Here is a 19891-nt window from a genome sequence, read left to right as displayed (position 1 = left end):
GGATTGTCGCACCCCCCGCGTAGCATCCCCGCACGAATGGTCGGACGATGCTCCACGGTCGGAAAGGACGTGCAGATGACGGAAGAGGCCTACGAGCCCGTAGCGGTGTCCCGGCGCATCGAGGCTCCGGCGGGTGAGATCTTCCGGATCCTGAAGGATCCCACGCGGCACCTCGACCTGGACGGTTCCGGGATGTTGCGGGGGCCCGCCTCGGACGCGGTGATCTCCGGCGCCGGGGACGTCTTCGTCATGAGGATGTACTACGAGCTGCACGGCGACTACGAGATGAACAACCACGTCGTGGAGTACGAACCGGACCGTCGCATCGGCTGGGAGCCGGAGTCCGGGCTCGGCCACCCGGACGCGTCCTCGCCCGAGGCGCGGTGGGGGCATCGGTGGGTGTTCGACCTCGTCCCCGACGGCGCCGGGGCGACGATCGTGACCGAGATCTTCGACGCTTCCCGCCTGACCGAGAACAAGCGCGCCGAGCTGGACGACGACCCTTCCTGGTGGATCGAGAGCATGTCGACGACGCTGGAGCGGCTCGACGCGCTGTGCACCGGAGGGTCGTCACGCCGAGAGAAGCGGTGACGCCGCCTTCGCGACCCTGACGGCACGGCCGGCTCCCTCGCGGACACGTCCCCGAGGGGGCCTCCCGCGTTCATGGAACGTTCCAGAGACATCACCCGCACCGTGCGGACTTGCCGAGAGGAGGGATAACCGTTAGACATAGGGGCTAACGGTTATAGGAGGGTGCGATGCAGCAGGAAGTGGTCCTGGCCATGCTGGCCAAGGAGCCGTCGCACGGCTACCAGCTGCGCGCCCGGCTGCGCGACGCGCTCGGCCCTCTCGGGGAAGCGATGAACGCCGGCCAGATCTACGTCACGCTGACCCGGCTGGAGAAGGCCGGCCTGCTGGCGGTCGAGAGGTCCGCCGACGGCGCCGACCGGTCGGACCGCAAGGTGTACGCGCTCACCCCCGACGGCCGGGAGCGGGTCGCCGAGTGGATCGCCGACGTGAGCTGGCCGAAACCCGGCCTCGCGGAGTTCCACCTCAAGCTGATCGCGGCGGCGTCGGCCCGGCTGGCCGACCCGCTCACCCTCCTCGACGCCCAGCGCCGCGAGCTGCTGCGGCGACTGCGTGACGCCCAGCGCGCCGCCATGGCCGAGCCCGAGCACTCGGACGCGGCGCTGTTGCTGGAGGGCGTCGTGCTCCGGCTCCAGGCGGACCTGCACTGGCTCGAGGCGTGCGAGAAGAACTGGACCCACCGAAGGAGTGGATCGTGAGCAACGCCACCGGCACGCCCCTGCTTCGCGCCCGCGGGCTGCGGAAGGAGTACGGCGAGGGGGAGGGACTGGTACGCGCCGTCGACGAGGTCGATCTCGACGTCGCCGCGGGAGAGACGGTGGCGATCATGGGTCCGAGCGGCTGCGGGAAGTCCACGCTGCTGCATCTGCTCGGAGGGCTGGACCGCCCCTCGGGCGGAGAGGTGTCGCTGAACGGCCGTCGTATCGACGACATCGGCGAGAAGGCCCTGGCCCGGATGCGGCGGACCGCCGTCGGCTTCGTCTTCCAGTCCTTCCACCTGATGGAGGAGCTCACGGCCGTGGAGAACGTCGAGCTGTCGGCGCTGCTGGCCGGACGCTCGCCGCGGGCCGCCAGACGGCGCGCGGAGGAGCTGCTGGAACGGGTCGGGCTCGCCGGCCGGGCACGTTTCCTGCCCTCCGCGCTGTCCGGTGGCCAGCGGCAGCGGGTCGCGGTCGCCCGGGCGCTGAGCAACGAACCGCTGGTCGTCCTCGCCGACGAGCCGACCGGGAATCTGGACAGCGCCGCCACCATGGACGTCCTGCGGCTCTTCGAGGGCCTGCACCGGGCCGGCCAGACACTGGTCATCGTCACCCACGACGCGCGGATCGCGGCCACCGCGGACCGGCTGATCTCGATGCGCGACGGCGCGTTCGTGGACGAGACCAGGCTGACCGGTGGCACCGCCGACCGGCTCGGCGCCCTCGCCGGGCTGGAGGACTGACGGCGATGGGCCGCATCCTGCTCGTGTGCCGCCTCGCCGTGCGCGACCTCCGGCGGCGCCGCGCCGAGACCGCGCTCCTGCTGCTCGCCATCATGGCGGCCACCACGACGCTGACGCTCGGGCTCGTCCTGCGGGACGCGGCCGCCGACCCGTACCGGAGCACCCGGGAGGCGACCGGCGGGCCCGACGTGGTCGTCGTCGGCGGCGACCGGACCGGGAGGCTTCCCGGTCTCGCGGAGCTGGAGAAGCTGGCCGGTGCCCCCGGCGTCGTCGGCCACAGCGGACCGTACCCGGTCGTCCCCGCGAAGCTCCGTGCGGCCGATCGGACCTCGGACGTGCAGGTCGTGGGACGCGACACCGCGCCCGCGCCGGTCGACCAGCCCGAGATCGTACGGGGAGGCTGGGTCGGCGACGGTGGCGTGGTGGTCGAGGCCGCCTTCGCGGCCGCGCTCGGCGTGCGCGTCGGTGATCCGGTCACCCTGGACGGCCGGTCGTTCACGGTCGTCGGCACCGCGGTCACCGCCGCCCTGTCGCCCTACCCGGGGGCGTCCTGCATCGTCCCCGCCGGTTGCATGAGCGACGTCGTTCCCGGTGACCCGGCCGGTGCCGGGCCGCCCGCGGGGTTGCTGCGCGAGCCCGGACTGGTCTGGCTCACCCGGGCGGACGTGCGGAGCCTCGACCCGGGCTCCCCGGCCCACGTGATGAACCTGAGGCTGGCCGACCCGGACGAGGCCCGGGCGTTCGTCGACGCGCACCGGGGCGGACAGGGCGGCGCCGCTCTCATGCAGACCTGGGAGGACATCCGCGACGACGCCACCGAGCTGGCCGCGGACTCCCAGATCCTTCTGCTGATCGGGGCCTGGCTGCTCGGTCTGCTGGCCGTGGCCGGTCTTTCGGTGCTGGTCGGCGGCCGGATGGCCGACCAGACCAGGCGCGTCGGGCTCCTCAAGGGGGTCGGCGGCACACCGGGCCTGATCACCGCCGTGCTGCTCGCGCAGTACGTCCTGGTGGCCGTCGTCGCGGCCGTGGCCGGGCTGGCGGCCGGGTCGCTGGCCGCCCCGCTGCTCACCGGGCCCGGCGCGGGTCTCGTCGGCGGCGCGGGGACGCCGTCGATGACCGTGTCCACGGCCGTTTCGGTGACCGCGGTGGCACTCGGGGTCGCGGTGGCCGCGACCGTCGTCCCGGTCGTGCGCGCCGCCCGCTCCAGCACCGTCGCCGCGCTGGCCGACGCGCCGCGCCCGCCCCGCCGCGTCGGCCCGCTGATCGCGGTCTCGGCGCGACTGCCCGTCCCGCTGCTTCTCGCCCTGCGGGTCGCCGCCCGCCGGCCGCGACGGACCGTGCTGGGCGCGGTCAGCATCGCGATCACGGTCGGCGGGATGTACGTCCTGCTGGTGCTCGACGCCTTCCTCGCCGCCCAGCCGCTCGCGGGCGCGTACGACGGTGCCCAGGTGGAGGTGCTGCGCCGGGTGCTCCTGGTCTGGACGGTCGTACTGCTCTGCCTGGCGGCGGTCAACGCCGTCGCCGTCACCTGGGCGACGGTGCTCGACAACCGGCATGCGTCAGCGCTGGCACGGGCCCTCGGCGCGACCCCCGGCGAGGTGAGCGCGGCACTGGCGGCCGCGCAGGTGCTGCCCGCGCTCGCCGGTGCCGTCGCAGGCGTCTTCCCGGGGGGTCCCGCGCTGTTCGCCGCGATCAACGCGATCACCGGCGGCGACGGCGACAGGGCCGTGTCTCCCTCGCCCTGGCAGCTGATCGCCCTGGTGTCGGCGACCGTGCTCGCGGTGGCGGCGCTCACCTGCGTTCCCGCCCGCCTCGGCGGCCGTCGTCCCGTGGCCGAGGCCCTCTAGGCCGGGCCCGCGCGACGCGGGACGGAAGCTACTTGACGTTCAGCGTCAAGTAGGTGATGCTCGGCCATGTACTTGACGACGAACGTCAAGTAGGGGAGGAACCATGGCCATGTGGACGCAGGCACGTGACGCGCTCGCGGACGACCTGGAGAGGGTCGTCGGCAGTCGGCTGCTCGACCCGCTCGACATCCTCTTCGGCACGGCGGACCCGATGCGGGACCGGCTGGCGCCGCAGGCCCGCGAATGGGCCGAGACGCTGCTGGGCGGTGACGACCAGGCCGCGATGTACACCGCGATCCGCCTGGTGAGCGCCCTGTACCCCGGGGACGCCCCATTCGACCCACCGGCCGGGTGGTGGGGCACCCCCTTCGGCCAGGCCGTGCTCCTGCGGGCGGGACACCCCAGCGCCACCGCCGTCTCCGTGTCCGTGGCCGCGAGCATGCTCGGCATCACCCGCCAGGGCGTTCACGACCTGGCCAACCGCGGCAAGCTCGAACGGCATCCTCCCGGCATCACCGTCGACTCCGTCCGCGCCCGGCTCTCCGCCCGCGCGTCGGCCCTCACCAGGGGAGATCACCCATGACCGACGAACACACCGCTCCCGGGGGTCTCCTCCCGCTCGGGGACGGACCGGCCGTCAGCCGTCTCGGCTACGGGGCCATGCAGCTGCCCGGCCCCGGCGCCTGGGGGCCGCCCGAGGACCCGGCGGCGGCCCGCGCCGTCCTGCGCCGGGCGGTCGAGCTCGGCGTCACCCACATCGACACCAGCGACTTCTACGGCCCGCACGTGGCCAACGACCTCATCCGCGAGGCCCTCCACCCGTACCCCGAAGAGCTGGTGATCGCCACCAAGGTGGGGGTGGTCCGGGACGAGTGGCGTGGCTGGAGTCCGGCCGCCACACCGGCCGAACTGCGCGACCAGGTCGAGGAGAACCTCTCCCGGCTCGGCAGGGCTCATCTCGACCTGGTCTACCTGCGTGTCGGCGGTGACGGCCTGCTCTTCCCCGACGACACCCCCTTCGCGGAGTCCTTCGCCACGCTCGCCGAGCTGCAGAAGCGCGGTCTCATCCGGCACCTCGGGCTCAGCGGGGTCACCGTCGCCCAGCTCGCCGAGGCTCGCGAGCTGGGCGCCGTGGCCGCGGTGCAGAACCGCTTCCACCTCCTCGACCGGGGCGACCCCGGCGTCCTCGCCGCCTGCGAGGAGCACCGGATCGCCTTCGTCCCGTACTTCCCCCTCGCCGCGGGCCTGCTCAGGCCCGGCCTGGACACGTCACAGGCTCCGCCCGGCATGGCACCCACCCCGGAGCAGGAACGGACCCTGGACGACGTCGCCGGTCGTCATGGCGCGAGCCGCGCCCAGGTGATGCTCGCCTGGCTGCTGGCCCGCTCCCCGGTGACCCTCGCCATCCCCGGGACCTCCTCCGTCGCCCACCTGGAGGAGAACGTCGCCGCGGCCGGTCTGCGGCTGGACGAGGACGACGTCGCCCGGCTGGACGGGCTCGCCTGACCTCGGGGCGAGCCGGTGGGGCGTCACCGTCATCCGGGAGAGGGGCCGTCCTTCACGCCGGGACCGTCCACCAGACCGGCCTCGTGCGCGAGGAACACCGCGTTGGCCCGGTTGGCCAGCCCGAGCTTGGCCAGCAGCCTGGAGACGTAGCTCTTGACCGTCGTCTCGGACAGGAAGCGGTCCGCGGCGATCTCCCGGTTCGTCAGGCCCTGCCCGACCAGGCCCAGCAGGTGGCGTTCCCGGTCGTTCAGCACGGCGATCCTGCCGAGCGCGGCCTCCCGGCCGCCCGCGGCGCGGGCCGACCGCTCCAGCAGGTGCCGCGCGGCCACGGGTGACAGCACGCTGTGCCCGCCCGCGACCACCTTGATCAGGCCGAGCAGGTCCTCGGGGGGTGTCGTCTTCACCAGGAAGCCGACCGCGCCCGCCTCCAGCGCCTCCAGCACGTGGACGTCCGAGTCGAAGGTGGTCAGCGCCACGACGGCGGGCGGGCCCGGCAGCCTGTTGATCTCCCTGGTGGCGGTGACACCGTCGACCCCGGGCATCCTGATGTCCATCAGCACCACGTCGGGGCGGGCACGCAGCACCTCTTCGACGGCCTCGGCCCCGTCGTACGCCACGCCGACGACGTCGATCTCGGCGGCCGATCCCAGGATGGCCCGCAGGTGACCGAGGACCATCGGGTCGTCGTCGACGAGCAGGACCCTGATCGCCGGCGGCGCGCCGGTGTCGTCGGCCGGGCCGATGTCGTCCGGTGGCCCGGCCCGCCGGGGGGTGGTCATGTCCCCAAGCGTATATATCCGCGCCGGACGCGGCCGGGAGACCGGCAGGGGCTCCGCCGTCCGTACCGGGCTCACGGCGAGGGCGGGTCAGGGGAGGCCGGTCCCTCGGGCTCGCGATGGTCCTCGGCGGGGACGAGCGCGGGGAGGCTCGCCGTGACCAGGTACCCTCCCTGCTCGGTGGGCCCGCTCCGCAGGGTGCCGCCGAGAAGGGAGACCCGGCGCCGCAGGCCCGCCAGCCCCGTACGCGACCCGCTGGCGACCAGCGACGGATCGGCGGGCTCGGTGGGCGCGGTGTTGAGGATCTCGACGTGCACCGCGTCGTCACCGTGACGCAGGTCGACGCTCACCCGGGCTCCCGGGGCGTGTTTGCGGACGTTGGTCAGCGCCTCCTGCACCACCCGGTACGCGGCACGGGAGATCGCGGGAGACGCCGTGCCGGGATCGCCGCCGACGCGCAGCGACGCCCCGGCGGAGCCGGTCAGCTCGGCCAGGTCCCCGCCCCGGTCGTCCGTGCTCCGTGCCGCCCTTCGCGGGCAGTCCCGGCCACAGGTCCCCGGTGCCGCCGTCCGCGCACAGTCCCGGTCGCAGGTCACCCCTGCCGGCGCGGCCCGCTCGCCGCTGCGCATGACACCGATGAGGTCCCGCAGTTCGACCATCGTCCGGGAGCCGAGGTCCCCGATCCGCCGTGCCGCCGCCTTGACGGCCTCGTCGTCGGTCGACGTCCGCAGGGCTCCGGCGTGCAGGACGATCTCGGTGACGTGATGGGTGACGACGTCGTGCATCTCGGCGGCCAGGTGCTGGCGTTCGGCCACGATGGCCCTCTCGTTGAGCAGGTGCCGTTCGCGTTCGGCGATCTCGACCCGCTCGCGCAGCGAGCTCAGCAGGCTCGCCCGCGCCCGCACGTACATCGCGATCACGGCGGGCAGCACGGCGTAGACCACACCGACGTAGAGGCCGGTCCAGGTCGGCGCCCACGGCTGGGCGTTCAGCAGCGCCAGCGCGCCGACGCAGGCGAAGGCCGTGGGTGCGGGCGTGGGCGTGGGCCACAGGTAGACCAGGATCCACACCGCGACGGGCGTCGCGAGCGGCACCGGGCCCGCGTAGAGCGCGTCGGTGGAGGTCAGCAGCCCGGGTGCGGCCAGATCGGCGACCCGTGCGATCGCGGCGGCGAGGACGACGAGGACACCGACCGCCCGCGGGCGGGCCGGCGCGAACAGCAGGAGAGCGTCGACGACGAGGTTGAACACCAGCTCGGCCGCCGGTCCCAGCGCTCCGGACGTCCGCTGTCCCGCGGCGTGGAGCAGGACCTGCAGGCACGCGTGGGCAACGACGACGGTGAACACCACGGCATGTCCCGCCCACCCGGGACTCCGGTCGCCGGCGAACGTCGATCCCGCTGTCATACCGCGCACCTTCCCCACCGGGAGACGCCGTCACCCCGTCGCGGAGGCCGGGAACCGAGCCTGCGAACACGCAACGTCGGCGACGTAGGACGCAACCCGGTTGCCGGATCCGCGGGGGTGCCGAGGAATAGATTGTTCATTGTCCGTACGGCGATCCGGCAGGTCAACGGCGCCGATGTCAGTGGCGTCCATGCGCGATCGCGCGACCCGGCCTGCCGCCGTAGACCGTCTTTCTTAAGGACAACGGATGTCGAAGAACACGTCCCCCTCCGATCCCGTCCCCCGAACCCGGCCGCCCGACGACGGCCCTGAGCCGGGACGACGGCGGTGGGCGCCGGTCGTCTCCCTGCTGCTGCTCGCCCCGTTCGTCGCGGAGTTGCTGCTCGGCGACATCGCGCTGACCTCCGTGGGCTTCGTGGTGGTCCTCGTCCCGCTCTACGGTTGCGGGGCCCTGCTCATCCGCGAGCTGGCGCGGCGCACCGGCCGGGGCTGGCCCACGATCGCGTTGCTGGCGGGGGCCTTCGGCGTGCTGGAGGAGGGCTTCGCCACGATGTCCCTGTTCAACCCGGACTTCGCCGGCTACCGCCTGCTCGACGAGGCGCCCCTGCCCTTCCTCGGCATGGGGGCGGAGTGGACGGTCTACGTGCTGTCGCTGCACGTCGTCTGGAGCATCTGCACGCCGATCGCGCTCGCCGAGACCCTGTTCCCGGACCGGGCGCGGGTGCCGTGGCTGCGCACCCGCGGCCTGGTGGTGACCGCGACGGTGTTCCTGCTCACCGTCGCGCTCTACGGGGCCGGGACGCTCTACTCGACGTGGACGGGTACCGGGGTGCCGGTGTTCCGTCCCTCCGCGTCCCAGATGATCGCGACCGCGGTGGCCGCCGTGCTGCTCGTCCTGGCCGCGTTCGCCGTCCGGCCGGGCGTCGAGACGTCCCGCCTGCCCGGTTCCGTCCCCTCACCCGTGCTCGTCCTCGCGGGTTCGCTGGTGCTGGCGAGCGTCGTCCGGCAGAGCGCCGACCAGCTGCCCGGCTGGGTGAGCGTCGTCGTCTGCCTGTCGGCCGAGGTCGCGGCGGTGGCCGCGCTGTGGTGGTACGGCCGCCGCCGGGGGTGGGGACCGGCGCACGTCCTGGCCGCCGCGTCGGGGGCCGTCGCCGCCTACGCGTGGTCGGGCTTCCTGCTGACGCCCATCGTCGGCACGACCGATCCGGTCGTCGCCCGCGCCGGCAACGTGCTGTTCACGCTGGTCGCCGTCGCGATCCTCGCCCTCGCCGCGCGGCGCCTTCGCGACACCACGACGGCCCGGCCCTGACCCCGCGCTCCACGGCGAGGGTGACCGGCCGGTGGGCACCGCGGGTCAGGGCTCACCCGCGACGGCCGGGGCCGGGTAGGAGTTGGAGGGCAGGCGGACCTTGCGCAGGAAGGCCGACAGCAGCCAGGGGCGACGCCCGGTGACGACGACCTTCCCGGTCAGCGCCGCCCTGACCTGGCTCACCCGCCCGAACAGCATCAGGTTCAGGGTGACCGGATCGAAGCGCAGGCGCACGTCGGCCCTGGCACCGGGCTCCTCCACCGTCACCTTCCCGTCCCGCAGCACGAGCGTCACGGGGCGGGTGTGCGGGGACCGGAACTCCACGGCGACGCGGCGCGGGTCCGGCGGTTCACCGGTGTCCAGCAGGGAGCCGAAGCCGTTGCGGAGCAGGCCCGTCACGAACAGGTCGAGGAAGAGACCGGCGTCCCCGGGGGACATCGGCCAGGGAGCGCCGACGGCCCGGGCGATGTCCCAGCCGTGGATCATCAACTCGTTGACCAGGTGCGCCAGCAGCCCGGCCACGGTCACGCGGGAGGAGCCGAGCCAGGTCACCGTCCGGTCGGGATCGAGATCCTCGCTCATCCGCAGGATCTCCCCGACATGGCGCCGCAGGCGCTCGGCCAGCACCCGCGGGTCCCGCTCGGTGATCTCCCTCATGAGGTGGTGGTTGAGCTCGGCGACCCTGTCCACGTCGACGGAGCGCATGCGGTCGGCGAGGTCCGGGAACGGGGTGGGGACATCGCCGGGCCTCAGCAGGGACGGGTAGTACGCGGCGATGCCGGCCACGTGGGCCGCGGTGTCGGCGACCGACCAGTCCCCGGTCACCATGACCTGGGCGTCGGGTGCGGAGACCACGAGCTCGGCGAACCTGTCACCGTTCCTCTCGAGGGCGGTACGGACCTTGTGCCACAGGTCCTCCGTGGTTCCTGCCGTCATTCCGGCCTCCAGAGATTCGCCGCACCGCCACGACGACGACCATCTGAGCCGTCTCGCTCGTTCCAGGACGTGAGCTCCCGTGCCTCGTGGGAACTCGCGGGGTGGATCGACGGCCCGGTGGCCGCCCGGCACTTCCGCACGATCAACGATCAAGCTCCGGCGTCCGTTCCCGGGGACCCGGGGAGGAACGCCCGGGCGGGCCGGGCCCCCGGGAGGGAACCGCCGCCCGAGGCCGGCCCCTCGACGTCGCGCCGGGGCCGTACGAACCCCCGCACCACGGCCGGCACCAGGGCGACCACACCTCACGCCCGCACGGGGACACCGACGATCCTCATGATCGCGATCCTGCGAGCACGGTGCGGTAGACCGCGAGCGTCTCGTCGGCCGCCCTGCTCCAGCTCAGGCTCTCCCGGACGAACCTCTCCCCCCGGTCGCCGAGCGTACGGCGCAGCTCCGGGTCCGTCATGACCTCGACCACGACGCGGGCGATGTCACCGGGGTCGGCGCTCCGGACGAAACGGACAGCAGGCCGGTCGGGGTCGCCGAGGAAGATGCGGGAGAACCCGTCGCCGAGGATCGTGGGCCTGGCCAGTGCCATCGCCTCGGTGGCCACCAGGCCGAACGGCTCGAACAGCGAGGGGAAGACGCAGGCGTCGGCCATCTCGTAGAACTCCAGGAGCGCCCGGCCGTCGACGAACCCGCCGGACGTCAGGACACGTCCCTCCAGGCCCGTCTCGGCGACGATCCGCGCCACCCCCGCGTCGTCGCCCTCCCCCACGATCACCAGGCGCAGGCCGGGGACGGCGGGCGCGATCGTCCGCATGGCCTCCAGCAGCGGGTAGACGCCCTTCTGCCGTTCGATGCGGCCGACGAACAGCAGCACCGGGTCCCCGGCGGCGATGCCGAGCCGGGCCCGCAGGGCGGTGGCCCCCGCGCGAAGCCCGTCGCGGTCGAACGCGGGGTCGGCGAGCACCCGCTCGTACGTGCCGCCCAGGCACACGACGTCGATCGGCGTCCGGTCCCAGCCCGCGGCGATCAGCTCCGCGCGCACCTCCGGGGTGGCGACGACGACCCGCCGGGAGATCCGCGCCAGCCACCGCTCGACGGCGGCGAACACGTTCAGCGGGTCGTTGACGGTGCGCTGCGCCGCGACGCCGTACTCGGTGGTGTGCACGTGGAAGACGACCGGCAGCCGCAGCACGTAGTGGCAGAGCAGTCCGCACAGGAAGTTCGTCGAGTCGTGCACGGCGACCAGGTCGGGCCGCTCGTCCCGGCCCGCACGGCGCAGCCGCAGGAAGTAGCGCCAGTTGCTGACCACGACGTTCAGCGCGAGCAGGGCGAACTCGGCGCCCCGGGTGCGGTTGAGCCGGCGGCGGCGGCCGATCGCGCCGAGGACGCGGCCGCGCGGGCGGTGGACGGTGACGCCGTCGCCCCGCTCGTGCACGGGCAGGTGGCCGTCGTTGAGCGTGAAGACGGCCAGCCGGTGGTCGCGGGCCAGGTACGGCGTGATCAGCTCGACGTAGCGGCCCAGCCCGGCGGTGATGTTCGGCGGGTACTGGTTGACGACGCAGGCGATCCTCATCGGTCGGCCTCCCGGGTAGATGGGGTGACCGCCACCGGGCCGTCCGGCCGGTACACCCGGCCGACGGCGACCACCACGACGGCCACCAGGATGAGATTGCTGACGGCGAACGCCACCAGCCCGCCGACCAGCCCCCACCAGGCGATGAACGCCGCCTGGCAGGCGAGCGCGACGGGCGTCCCGGCGGCGAGGCAGGCGATGAACACCTTGGCACCCCGCACCCCGTCCATCGACAGGGCGACGAAGTACAGGTTGAAGACGGTGTGCAGGCCGATGCCCACGGCCGCCAGCGCCATCAGCCCCACCGAGTACGGGTACTCCTCGCCCATCACGAGGAAGAACACCAGGCTGGCCGCGAAGGAGAAGACCGCGGTGGCCCCCGCGACGGCCGGCGCGAGCCGCGCGATCCTGCGCATCAGGGCGGGCTTGGCCATCGTGGCCATCATGGGCAGCAGCACCAGGCCGATCCCGTCGATGAACACCACGCCGAGCAGCCGTTTGGGGAAGCCGTTGTACAGGGAGTACACGCCGACGTCGGCCCGACCGGCCCAGTGGTTGAGGAAGATCACGTCCACGCCGAAGAGCACGGCGGTGAACGTGGCGATGACGGTCACGTACGCGCCGTGCCGGTAGAGCGACCTCGCGAGGACCGGCGACCAGGAGCGCGGCGCCACCCCGGACCCGGCCACGGCCACGACGGCGAAGACGAGGTTGGTCACGATGAGCGCGCCCAGGTACACCTCGGCGTCCTCGATCCCCAGCGCGAGCAGGCAGTACGCCGAACCGGCCAGGTAGACGACGGCGACGGCCAGCTTGAGCGCGGCCACGAGCGCGAACCTCTTCAGCCCGCGCAGGAAGCTCTCGGTGAGCTGGTTCAGGGTCATCGACAGCGCCAGCGCCAGGCCGAAGGCGAGCGTACGGGTGTCGACGCCGAGCGCCGCGGTCAGCAGCGGCGCGGCCAGCATCCCGGCGGCGAACAGGACCGTCCCGAGCACCAGCGTCGACAGGAGCGCCGTCGTCACCAGGGCCGGCCGGTCCGCCGGTTCGGCGCGCGGCAGCTCCTGGAACATGACGTAGTTGAGGCTGGTGAGCATGGCGACGGTGGCGATCAGCGCGATCGACAGGACGACGGTGAAGTGGCCGAACGCGGCGGCGCCGATCCCCCTGGCGATGACCAGCGTGGTGGCCGCCGCGGTGCCGCTGGCCAGGGTGCTCACGAGCGTGGGCCCGGCCGCCCAGCGGTGGACGTCGACGAGCCGCGCGACGCGGGCGCGCACGTCCCCGCGGGCCATCACGCCTCCCGTCCGGTGCGGGGCGCGCGGACGACCCGCACGACCCGCGCGACCCGCGCGACCCGCGCGACGCGGGCGCGCACGTCCCGGGCCGGTCGCCGGCGCGTCACCGGGCCGGCTCGGCGTACGCGGCCAGGGTGAGTTCGGCCGTGCGTGCCCACGTGTACCGCTCGCGGACGTGGGCGGCGCCGCGCTCACCGAGCCGGGACGCGGCCCGCGGGTCGTCCAGGCACCGCAGCAGGGCCTCGGCCAGCTCCTTCGGCGAGTCGTTCCCGCACCGGACCGCGCCGTCCCCCACAACCTCCGGGGAGTAGCCGGGGCCGACGACCACGGGCCGGGCCAGCGCCATCGCCTCGATCGCGACCAGGCCGAACGGCTCGTACGTGGACGGGAACACGCACACGTCGGCGGCCAGGAAGTGGGCGAACACCTCGGCGGAGCCGAGGAAACGGTACCCGGCGACCACGTGGCGGCCGACGCCCGTCTCGTCGATCAGCCGTGCCACCTCCGCGTTCTCGCCGGTACGCGGGGACTGCGCGCCGATGAGCACGATCCGCACGTCGTCGCGCTCCCCGACGACCAGCGGGGCCGCGCGGATCAGGGTACGGACGCCCTTGTGCGGCGACAGCCGGCCGGCGAACACCACGAGCCGTCCCTCGCCGCCGGGCAGGTGACGGCGCCGGACCTGCGCGCGGAGCCGGTCGCGCTCGTCGCCGGTGAGCGCGGCCAGCCGCAGCAGCTCGGGGTCCTCGAAGCCGTGCGGGATGACCCGCAGCCGGTCGGAGGGCCATCCGCACGCCACGAGCTCGTCGCGCATCCCGACGCTCGGCACCACGATCAGGCGCGCCATCCGCGCCTGGGCGGTCTCCAGCGCGGCGACGCCGGCCGCCACCGCGGACCGGCGCCGGGCGGGGGCGGCGTTGAGCTCACGGCTGTGCACGTGGAACACCACCGGGGTGCGGGCGAGCACCCGGCAGAGGATCCCGGCGACGCAGCCCATCCAGTCGTGCACGACGACGACCGATCCCGACGACCGGGCTCCGGCCCTGATGATGCGGGCCGCGACCCGCACGTTGAACGCGAGGATCCCGATCATCCGGGCGATCTGCAGGACGGCCGCCGGTGCCCGGGTGAGTCCTCCGCCCCCGCCGGGTACGCGCACCCGGTGCAGGGTGACGTCGCCGATCCGCTCCGTCCGCGGCACCGTGTCCCGGGTGGTGGCCCCGAACACCTCGACGGGCGTGCCGAGATGCCGCATGGCGGCCATCATCCGCTCGGCGTACCGCCCGAGCCCGCCGACGACGTCCGGCGGCGTCTCGGCGCAGACGACGTAGACGGGGCGCGGCCGGGCCGCGGGCGTGCTCATCGTCCGCCGGCCTCGGCGTCGCGCAGGTACGTCCGCCGGGCGAAGTCGAGGTCGTCCTGGGTGTTGATGCCGCGCGCCTCGTCGGGGTCGTCCACCGGCACCACGGTCAGCGGCCGGCCGGTCCGCGACAGGTGGGGCAGGAACGGCAGGAAGTTGACCTCGCCGGTGACGGCTCCCGGGGCGGCGTCGCGCAGGTAGCGCGTCCACTCCTCGCGGAGCCCGTCCGTGCCGAGGCAGAACACGCCGACGTCGCTGAGCCCGCCGGGACGGCACTCGTCGCCCTCGCGCGACTGCCGCACCCGCACCAGCGAGGAGCCGTCGACCTCGTACTCGACGTACGGGTCCGCCATCGGCACCAGCGGGATGGTGAGCCCGGCCTCCCGGTGGGCGTCCACGACGCGGCCCACGGTCGCCGGGGACAGGTTCGCCTGATCCCCCCAGACCACGAGGATCGCGTCGTACGCCTCCCAGTGCGGGGCGGCGCCGAAGATGGCGCCTCCCATGCCGGTCGGCTCGTCCTGGACGCTCACCGAGACGGCGCCGCTCCCGATCTCCTCGGCCGCGAGGTCCCGGAACGGGGCCTCGCCCTCGGGGGAGACGACGACGTGGACGTGCTCGGCCCGGGGCCGCAGCCGCCGGTGGAGCAGGTGCCAGACGGTGACGCCGCCGGCGACCTCGACCATGATCTTCGGGATGCCGAAACCGAGCCGGGTGCCACGCCCGGCCGCCGGGATCACCGCGCAGACGCGCTCACTCACCGCTGCTCCTGGTGCAAGAGGGACACGATCTCGTCGAGGCCCGGCACGGAGATCGCCCCGGCCGCGGGTTCGGCCGCGTGGACCTGGAACGTCGCCAGCCCGGCGCCGACCGCGGACGCCACCCCGTGCGCGGAGTCCTCCACGACCACGGCGTCGGCCACGTCGACGGCCCAGCGACGGCACGCGTAGGCGTAGAACTCCGGGTCGGGCTTGCTCACCGGGACGTCGTCGCTGGTGAGCACGGCCCGGAAGCAGCCGTCCAGGGAGCGGGCCGCCAGGACCCGCTCGACCGACCCGCGGCTGCCGCTGGTGACCAGGTAGAGGGTGCGGCCGTCCCGCGTGAGGCGGTCGAGGAGGCGGCGGGCGCCGGGCAGCACGTCGACCCTTCCCGCCTCGGCGTACTCGCGGTAGAGCCCCTGCTTGCGCCGGGCCAGCCGCCCGGCCGCGACGGCGTCGCCGGGCACCAGGCGGGAGGCCACCTCGGCGGTGCTCGCGCCGACGTGGTCGGCGTACCGGAACGAGGCGAGCGCGCCGGGCGCGATCTCCGCGATCGCCTGGCGGAACGCGGCCTCGTGCGCCGGGCACGAGTCCACGAGCGTGCCGTCGAGGTCGAACAGCCACGTCCGGCGACCGGCGGCCACGCTCGCCCGCGACGGGGTCACTCGGCCCCCGCCAGTGCCGCCTCGCCGCAGATGGCCGTCAGGGCGTCGACCGTGCTGCGTCCGCCGTGCACGCCCGGGCGGCCGGGGTCCTCCAGGTCGGCCGTGACCCACCGCGCCCCGGCCCACTCGCCGCAGTCGATCACGGATCGCGGCACCGGGGGCACGGACGGCAGGCCGTCCGGCGCCGTGGCCGGGCGGGGGCACAGGACATGGGTGACGGTGCGCCGCTCGTTACGCGGGTCGCCGAGGTAGGACAGGGTGAGGTCGACCAGGTCGGTCGCGGTCAGCCCCTGGATGTCGTGGTCGTCCCGGGCGTTGACGACGAACACCTTGGCCACGGCCCGGCTCGCCGCGATCGCGTCCGCGACGCCCGGCGTCAGGTAGCTCGGCAGCAGCGACGAGTGCGGGGTGCCCGGCCCGTACACGAGGAGGTCGGTGTCCCTGATCGCGTCCAGCGCCTCCGGGTTCGGCGTGAGGTCGGCGCGGTGGCGGGCCAGGACCTCCCGCACCCGCGCGGCGGGCAGCGCCTCCAGGTCGACCCGGTAGTGGGGGCCGATCGGCCAGCGGAGCAGGAACAGGTCGGTGATCGGCTCGTCGTCCTGCGGCGCGACGATGTCGGCCTCGTCGGCCAGGAGGCGGCCGTTCCGCTTGAGCGCGGCCAGGAAGGCGTTCTCGCCGCCGGTCACGTTCAGCAGCCGGACCGGGGAGCCGAACGTGCGGGCGCAGGAGCGGACGGCGGCGTTGAAGTCCTCCCCCGTGCGGAGGTACGCGCCGGCGAACACGAGGTTGCCGAGCGCGCAGTCGCCCAGGTCGATCCCGTACGGCTCCGCGCCGAGCCGGCGCGCGAACAGGCGCAGGTCCCGCGTGATCTCCTCCCGCGCCTGTGGCCGCAGCGCGTCGAACGCCGTGCCGGGGACCGGGCCGGACGGCATTCCGGGGACCGGGCCGGACGGCGGGCGGCCCGCGTGCCGCCCGGGCGAGGCGATCTCGTCGATGAGGCCCTCGAGGCGCTCCGGCGTGGTCCCGGCCGGCAGGCGATGTTCGAGGACGGACATCAGCGCGGCCTGCCGCGGATCGCCGCGGTCGAGGTGGAGCAGGCAGTTCTTGCGGAAGTCGGACGGGCCGAGCATCCCCGGCAGGTACCGTCGCAGCGCGCCGGTGGACATCCCGTTGTCGTACCCGTTGATCACCAGCGACAGGTCGAGCCCGGGGATGTCCAGCAACCGGCGCGCGATGCTGGCCCCGCCACGCCCGCCGCTGAACATGGTGACCGAGCTCAGGGGGCGTGGACGAGTGCTCATCGGATCTCCTCCGTCACACGGGACGTCACCGGCCGTGGCGGCGGCGCCGCGGACGGGTCCGGCGCGCGCAGGACCCCCCGGCGCAGCAGCCAGTTGCGGTATCCCACGTAGCCCACGAACAGCGCCCGGTCCCGCGCTCCCTTCCAGAACCGCCACCCGCGGCTGCCGCCGCCGCGTTCCCGGTGCTCGATGGGGAGCTCCGTCCAGGTGTGGCCCAGCTCTGTGACCTTCGCCGTGATCTCCGTCGAGCAGTTCATCCCGCCGGACTCCAGCGGCAGGGCGCGGAACAGCGGGCCGCTGACCACCTTGAAGATCGAGTTGAAGTCGCGGTAGCGGGTGCCGAGCAGGGTGTTGCTGACCGCGCCGCTGGCCGCCGATCCCCACCGGTACGCCAGGCCGTCGGCCTTCCTGATCCGGGCGCCGGAGAAGGCGAGCGCCTCACCGGCCTGGATGCGCGGGATGAACGTGTCGAGGTTGGCTATCGGGAACTGGCCGTCGGAGTCCAGCAGCACGACCCAGTCCAGCCGGGTGTGGGCGATCGCGGCGGCGATCGCGGCGCCCGCCCCCTGGTTGCGGTCGAACGAGACGACGACGAGCTCGGGGCAGTCGGCCTGCAGGTCCGCCAGGATGGCTCCGGTCGCGTCGGCGCTCCCGTCGTCGCACACGACGATCTCCCACGTGCCGACCGCCGGGTGCCGCTCCAGGTAGTCGCGCCACTCCGTCACCGCCGCCGCGATGTTGTCCGCCTCGTTGTACGCGGGCGCCGCCACCGAGATGTCGACGGTGCGGGCCCCGACATGCGTGTTCGGCAAATCTCATCTCCCGGAAGGGCTTCAGATGCGGGCGTGACGGCCATGACGAGACGGGCCGCCGGAGCCGGTTACCGGACTACCGGACCGGCGTGGGCTCCCCGGCCCCCAGCAGGCGGGTGATCCAGCGGTCCACGGGGAGCAGGTTGATCACGACGGCGATCGGGACGTGCGCGAGGGCGAACAGGATGGTCGCGCCGTACGAGATCGGACCGCCGGTGAACAGGTTGATGTGAGGCGCGTCGATGACCGGGGGGATCGCCACCGGGTTGACGGCGAACCACATGAGGTCGAGGAACCCCGAGAACAGGATGACGACACCGGTCGCCATGATCTTCAGGCAGCGCCCCGGGCTGCCGCCCCCGATCCGGTAGGCGGCGGCGACCGTCAGGACGATCGCCGGATAGAACAGCATGTAGAGGTGCGTGTAGAAGACGTCGCCCTGCGCGCGCGAGACGTCGCCGTAGTAGAACCAGCTGATCCGGGGGATCAGGTAGCCGGTGAAGAAGACGAACGGGATGTAGACCAGCCACTGCAGACGCTGCGACACCCACGGGAAGAACGCGATGGCCACGCACAGGCAGGCGAACGCGAGCAGCTTGGCCGCGAGCTCCCCCGCCGTCTGGGTCTCCCGCCCGTGGGGGGTGGCCAGCCAGACGATGGCCGCACCGGCCGCACCGGCGACCAGGGCCATCCACCACAGGTGCCGGGCCCATCGGCGCTGCCCGCGGAGAACGACGTCGGAGACGTTCCCGGGTAGGCTCGCGGTGACGTTCCCGTCCAGAAGCGACGGGGACGGCGGGCTTTCGTCACGTGCCGTCATGGAGAATCGGTACCTTTCTTCCAGACGACGGGTGATCCGAGATGGTTCATGAGCCCCGGCCACAGGCAACGGGAGCGCTCCCACTCAGTATGGCAGCAACCTCCCCAATGGTGCCTAAGTATATAAAAATGGGATCTTTCTAAGCATCGTCCACCCTGAGCGGGAATCAGAGATACGCACGAATCCCCAGGTGAGCGGTCATAGAAAATTCAACTGCCGAACATATCCCTGGACGGAGCGTCCAACATGCGGTTCCCCGTCGAATGGTGATTCCGCAACTCGACTTTCGGACAATTCGTCGCGCGTTCCGTAAGGAGCGTGCTTCCCGGCCGGGAGCGCCACCCCGTCGTCTACCGTGCGTGACCGCCGAGCCCCCTCGCGTACGGATACGACACGGGCACGTCCCGCGCCGGAAGCGAGGTGCCCGCCCGTCACCGTCGACGCGGTCCCCCGGCCGCGGGGTGGTCGCCCCGGTCTCCTCGAACCGTCCCCCCGAACGATCTCCCCGAGCGGTCTCCTCGAAGGGGCGGGAAGGGGCACGGTGGGCACCCGACAAAGGCGGTGCGGGAAATGTCGGGCGGCCGGGACCGGTGCCGCCGCACGATGGGGGCATGGACGACACGACCTTGGTATCCCGCTTCCTCCGCGACGGCTTCGTGAAGGTGGACGGCGCCGTCGCACCGCGCGTGGCCGCGGACTGCGCGCGGCTGCTGTGGCGGGAGACGGGCTGTGACCCGGACGATCCGGCGACGTGGACGCAGCCCGTGCACTGGGTGCCCGGCCTCGCGCAGGGGCCGTTCGCCGCGGCGCCCAACTCCCCGTTCCTGCATCACGCGTACGACCTGCTCGTCGGCGCGGGGCGCTGGGAGCCGCGCTACTCGCTGGGCACGTTCCCGCTGCGCTTCCCGCACGAGGAGGAGCCGGACGACGCGGGCTGGCACATCGAGGGGAGCTACCTGCCCGAGGGCGAGAGCTGGTACTTCACGAACCTGCGCTCCCGGGGCCGGGCCCTGCTGATGCTGTTCCTGTTCAGCGAGGTCGGCGAGCAGGACGCCCCGACCCGCATCCGGGTCGGCTCCCACCTCGACGTGCCGAAGGTGCTGGAGAAGTACGGGGAGGACGGTGCGAGCGGGCTGACCCTCGCGCCCGATCTGGTCGCGGCCTCCGACCACCGGCCGCTCGCCCTCGCCACCGGCTCCCCGGGCGACGTCTTCCTGTGCCATCCGTTCCTGGTGCACGCGGCGCAACCCCACCACGGGGTACGGCCGCGCTTCATGGCCCAGCCCCCGCTGATGCCGGCCGCGCCGTACGAACTGGAGCGGGCCGACGGCGCGTACTCACCCGTGGAGATCGCGATCCTCCGGGGCCTGGGACGGGACGTCCCCGGCCCGGACGGCGACGGCACCTCCGGGTAGGGGACGTCGCTCGATCGCTCACCCCGGCGAACGCCTCCGATCACGGCACTAGCGTGGTGCCCGTCGAACGGAAG

The 19891-nt window shown here is 73.4% G+C and carries 19 protein-coding genes; 8 read left to right on the top strand and 11 right to left on the bottom strand.

Annotated elements, in window-relative coordinates; all coding sequences use genetic code 11:
* The first annotated feature begins 75 nt into the window (after window positions 1–75).
* The 6 genes from ABD832_RS12185 to ABD832_RS12160 all read left to right on the top strand — a co-directional run bounded on the left by ABD832_RS12185 (window position 76) and on the right by ABD832_RS12160 (window position 5382).
* Window positions 76–591, top strand: a complete 516-nt coding sequence (locus tag ABD832_RS12185; RefSeq protein ID WP_344892858.1) for an SRPBCC family protein — start codon at window positions 76–78, stop codon at window positions 589–591.
* 167 nt (window positions 592–758) lie between these two features.
* Window positions 759–1286: a PadR family transcriptional regulator gene (locus ABD832_RS12180; protein WP_344892855.1), complete on the top strand. Its 528-nt coding sequence runs from the start codon at window positions 759–761 to the stop codon at window positions 1284–1286.
* Entirely contained in the window at window positions 1283–2029 is a 747-nt protein-coding gene (locus ABD832_RS12175; protein ID WP_344892852.1) for an ABC transporter ATP-binding protein, read from the top strand. Before ABD832_RS12180 ends, ABD832_RS12175 begins: the two co-directional genes overlap by 4 nt.
* A gap of 5 nt (window positions 2030–2034) precedes the next feature.
* Window positions 2035–3876 carry an FtsX-like permease family protein gene (locus ABD832_RS12170; RefSeq protein WP_344892849.1) on the top strand — a complete coding sequence of 614 codons (1842 nt, stop codon included), beginning with the start codon at window positions 2035–2037 and terminating at the stop codon, window positions 3874–3876.
* Window positions 3877–3979: 103 nt separating this feature from the next.
* Window positions 3980–4459 (top strand): hypothetical protein, encoded by a 480-nt coding sequence (locus ABD832_RS12165; protein ID WP_344892846.1) that lies wholly within the window; start codon window positions 3980–3982, stop codon window positions 4457–4459.
* Window positions 4456–5382, top strand: coding sequence for an oxidoreductase (locus ABD832_RS12160; RefSeq protein WP_344892843.1), 927 nt, complete (start codon window positions 4456–4458; stop codon window positions 5380–5382). Before ABD832_RS12165 ends, ABD832_RS12160 begins: the two co-directional genes overlap by 4 nt.
* 29 nt (window positions 5383–5411) lie before the next feature.
* Here the strand turns inward: ABD832_RS12160 and ABD832_RS12155 are convergent, their stop codons facing one another.
* Both ABD832_RS12155 and ABD832_RS12150 read right to left on the bottom strand, forming a co-directional pair.
* Entirely contained in the window at window positions 5412–6161 is a 750-nt protein-coding gene (locus tag ABD832_RS12155) for a response regulator transcription factor (protein ID WP_344892840.1), read from the bottom strand.
* A gap of 71 nt (window positions 6162–6232) precedes the next feature.
* Window positions 6233–7564, bottom strand: coding sequence for a sensor histidine kinase (locus ABD832_RS12150; protein WP_344892837.1), 1332 nt, complete (start codon window positions 7562–7564; stop codon window positions 6233–6235).
* Window positions 7565–7811: 247 nt separating this feature from the next.
* On the opposite strand from ABD832_RS12150, the gene ABD832_RS12145 reads away from it, so the two are divergent.
* Window positions 7812–8873, top strand: coding sequence for a hypothetical protein (locus ABD832_RS12145; RefSeq protein WP_344892834.1), 1062 nt, complete (start codon window positions 7812–7814; stop codon window positions 8871–8873).
* A 45-nt stretch (window positions 8874–8918) separates the two neighbouring features.
* Here the strand turns inward: ABD832_RS12145 and ABD832_RS12140 are convergent, their stop codons facing one another.
* The 9 genes from ABD832_RS12140 to ABD832_RS12100 form a co-directional block, all read right to left on the bottom strand.
* A complete protein-coding gene (locus ABD832_RS12140; RefSeq protein WP_344892831.1) occupies window positions 8919–9809 on the bottom strand; it encodes a maleylpyruvate isomerase N-terminal domain-containing protein in 891 nt (296 codons plus the stop codon).
* A gap of 331 nt (window positions 9810–10140) precedes the next feature.
* Entirely contained in the window at window positions 10141–11391 is a 1251-nt protein-coding gene (locus ABD832_RS12135) for a glycosyltransferase family 4 protein (protein WP_344892828.1), read from the bottom strand.
* Entirely contained in the window at window positions 11388–12683 is a 1296-nt protein-coding gene (locus tag ABD832_RS12130; RefSeq protein WP_344892825.1) for a lipopolysaccharide biosynthesis protein, read from the bottom strand. The genes ABD832_RS12135 and ABD832_RS12130 overlap by 4 nt, the downstream gene beginning before the upstream one ends.
* Before the next feature lie 106 nt (window positions 12684–12789).
* Entirely contained in the window at window positions 12790–14049 is a 1260-nt protein-coding gene (locus ABD832_RS12125; RefSeq protein WP_344892822.1) for a glycosyltransferase family 4 protein, read from the bottom strand.
* Complete coding sequence (locus tag ABD832_RS12120; RefSeq protein ID WP_344892819.1) at window positions 14046–14807, bottom strand: NTP transferase domain-containing protein; 762 nt, start codon at window positions 14805–14807, stop codon at window positions 14046–14048. The genes ABD832_RS12125 and ABD832_RS12120 overlap by 4 nt, the downstream gene beginning before the upstream one ends.
* Window positions 14804–15469: an HAD family hydrolase gene (locus tag ABD832_RS12115; protein ID WP_344892816.1), complete on the bottom strand. Its 666-nt coding sequence runs from the start codon at window positions 15467–15469 to the stop codon at window positions 14804–14806. The genes ABD832_RS12120 and ABD832_RS12115 overlap by 4 nt, the downstream gene beginning before the upstream one ends.
* Window positions 15466–16770, bottom strand: coding sequence for a 2-phospho-L-lactate transferase CofD family protein (locus ABD832_RS12110; protein WP_344892813.1), 1305 nt, complete (start codon window positions 16768–16770; stop codon window positions 15466–15468). The genes ABD832_RS12115 and ABD832_RS12110 overlap by 4 nt, the downstream gene beginning before the upstream one ends.
* Window positions 16767–17582 (bottom strand): glycosyltransferase family 2 protein, encoded by an 816-nt coding sequence (locus ABD832_RS12105; RefSeq protein WP_344892810.1) that lies wholly within the window; start codon window positions 17580–17582, stop codon window positions 16767–16769. The genes ABD832_RS12110 and ABD832_RS12105 overlap by 4 nt, the downstream gene beginning before the upstream one ends.
* 76 nt (window positions 17583–17658) lie before the next feature.
* Window positions 17659–18402, bottom strand: a complete 744-nt coding sequence (locus ABD832_RS12100) for a hypothetical protein (RefSeq protein WP_344892807.1) — start codon at window positions 18400–18402, stop codon at window positions 17659–17661.
* 611 nt (window positions 18403–19013) lie between these two features.
* Between ABD832_RS12100 and ABD832_RS12095 the strand changes: the two genes are divergently transcribed.
* Window positions 19014–19817: a phytanoyl-CoA dioxygenase family protein gene (locus ABD832_RS12095; protein ID WP_344892804.1), complete on the top strand. Its 804-nt coding sequence runs from the start codon at window positions 19014–19016 to the stop codon at window positions 19815–19817.
* Window positions 19818–19891: the final 74 nt, after the last annotated feature.

It is taken from the genome of Streptosporangium longisporum, from assembly GCF_039534895.1.
Taxonomy (GTDB): Bacteria; Actinomycetota; Actinomycetes; order Streptosporangiales; family Streptosporangiaceae; genus Streptosporangium; species Streptosporangium longisporum.
The sequence above is the reverse complement of the archived record's forward strand: the minus strand, read 5'-3'. Positions and strand labels throughout refer to the sequence as shown.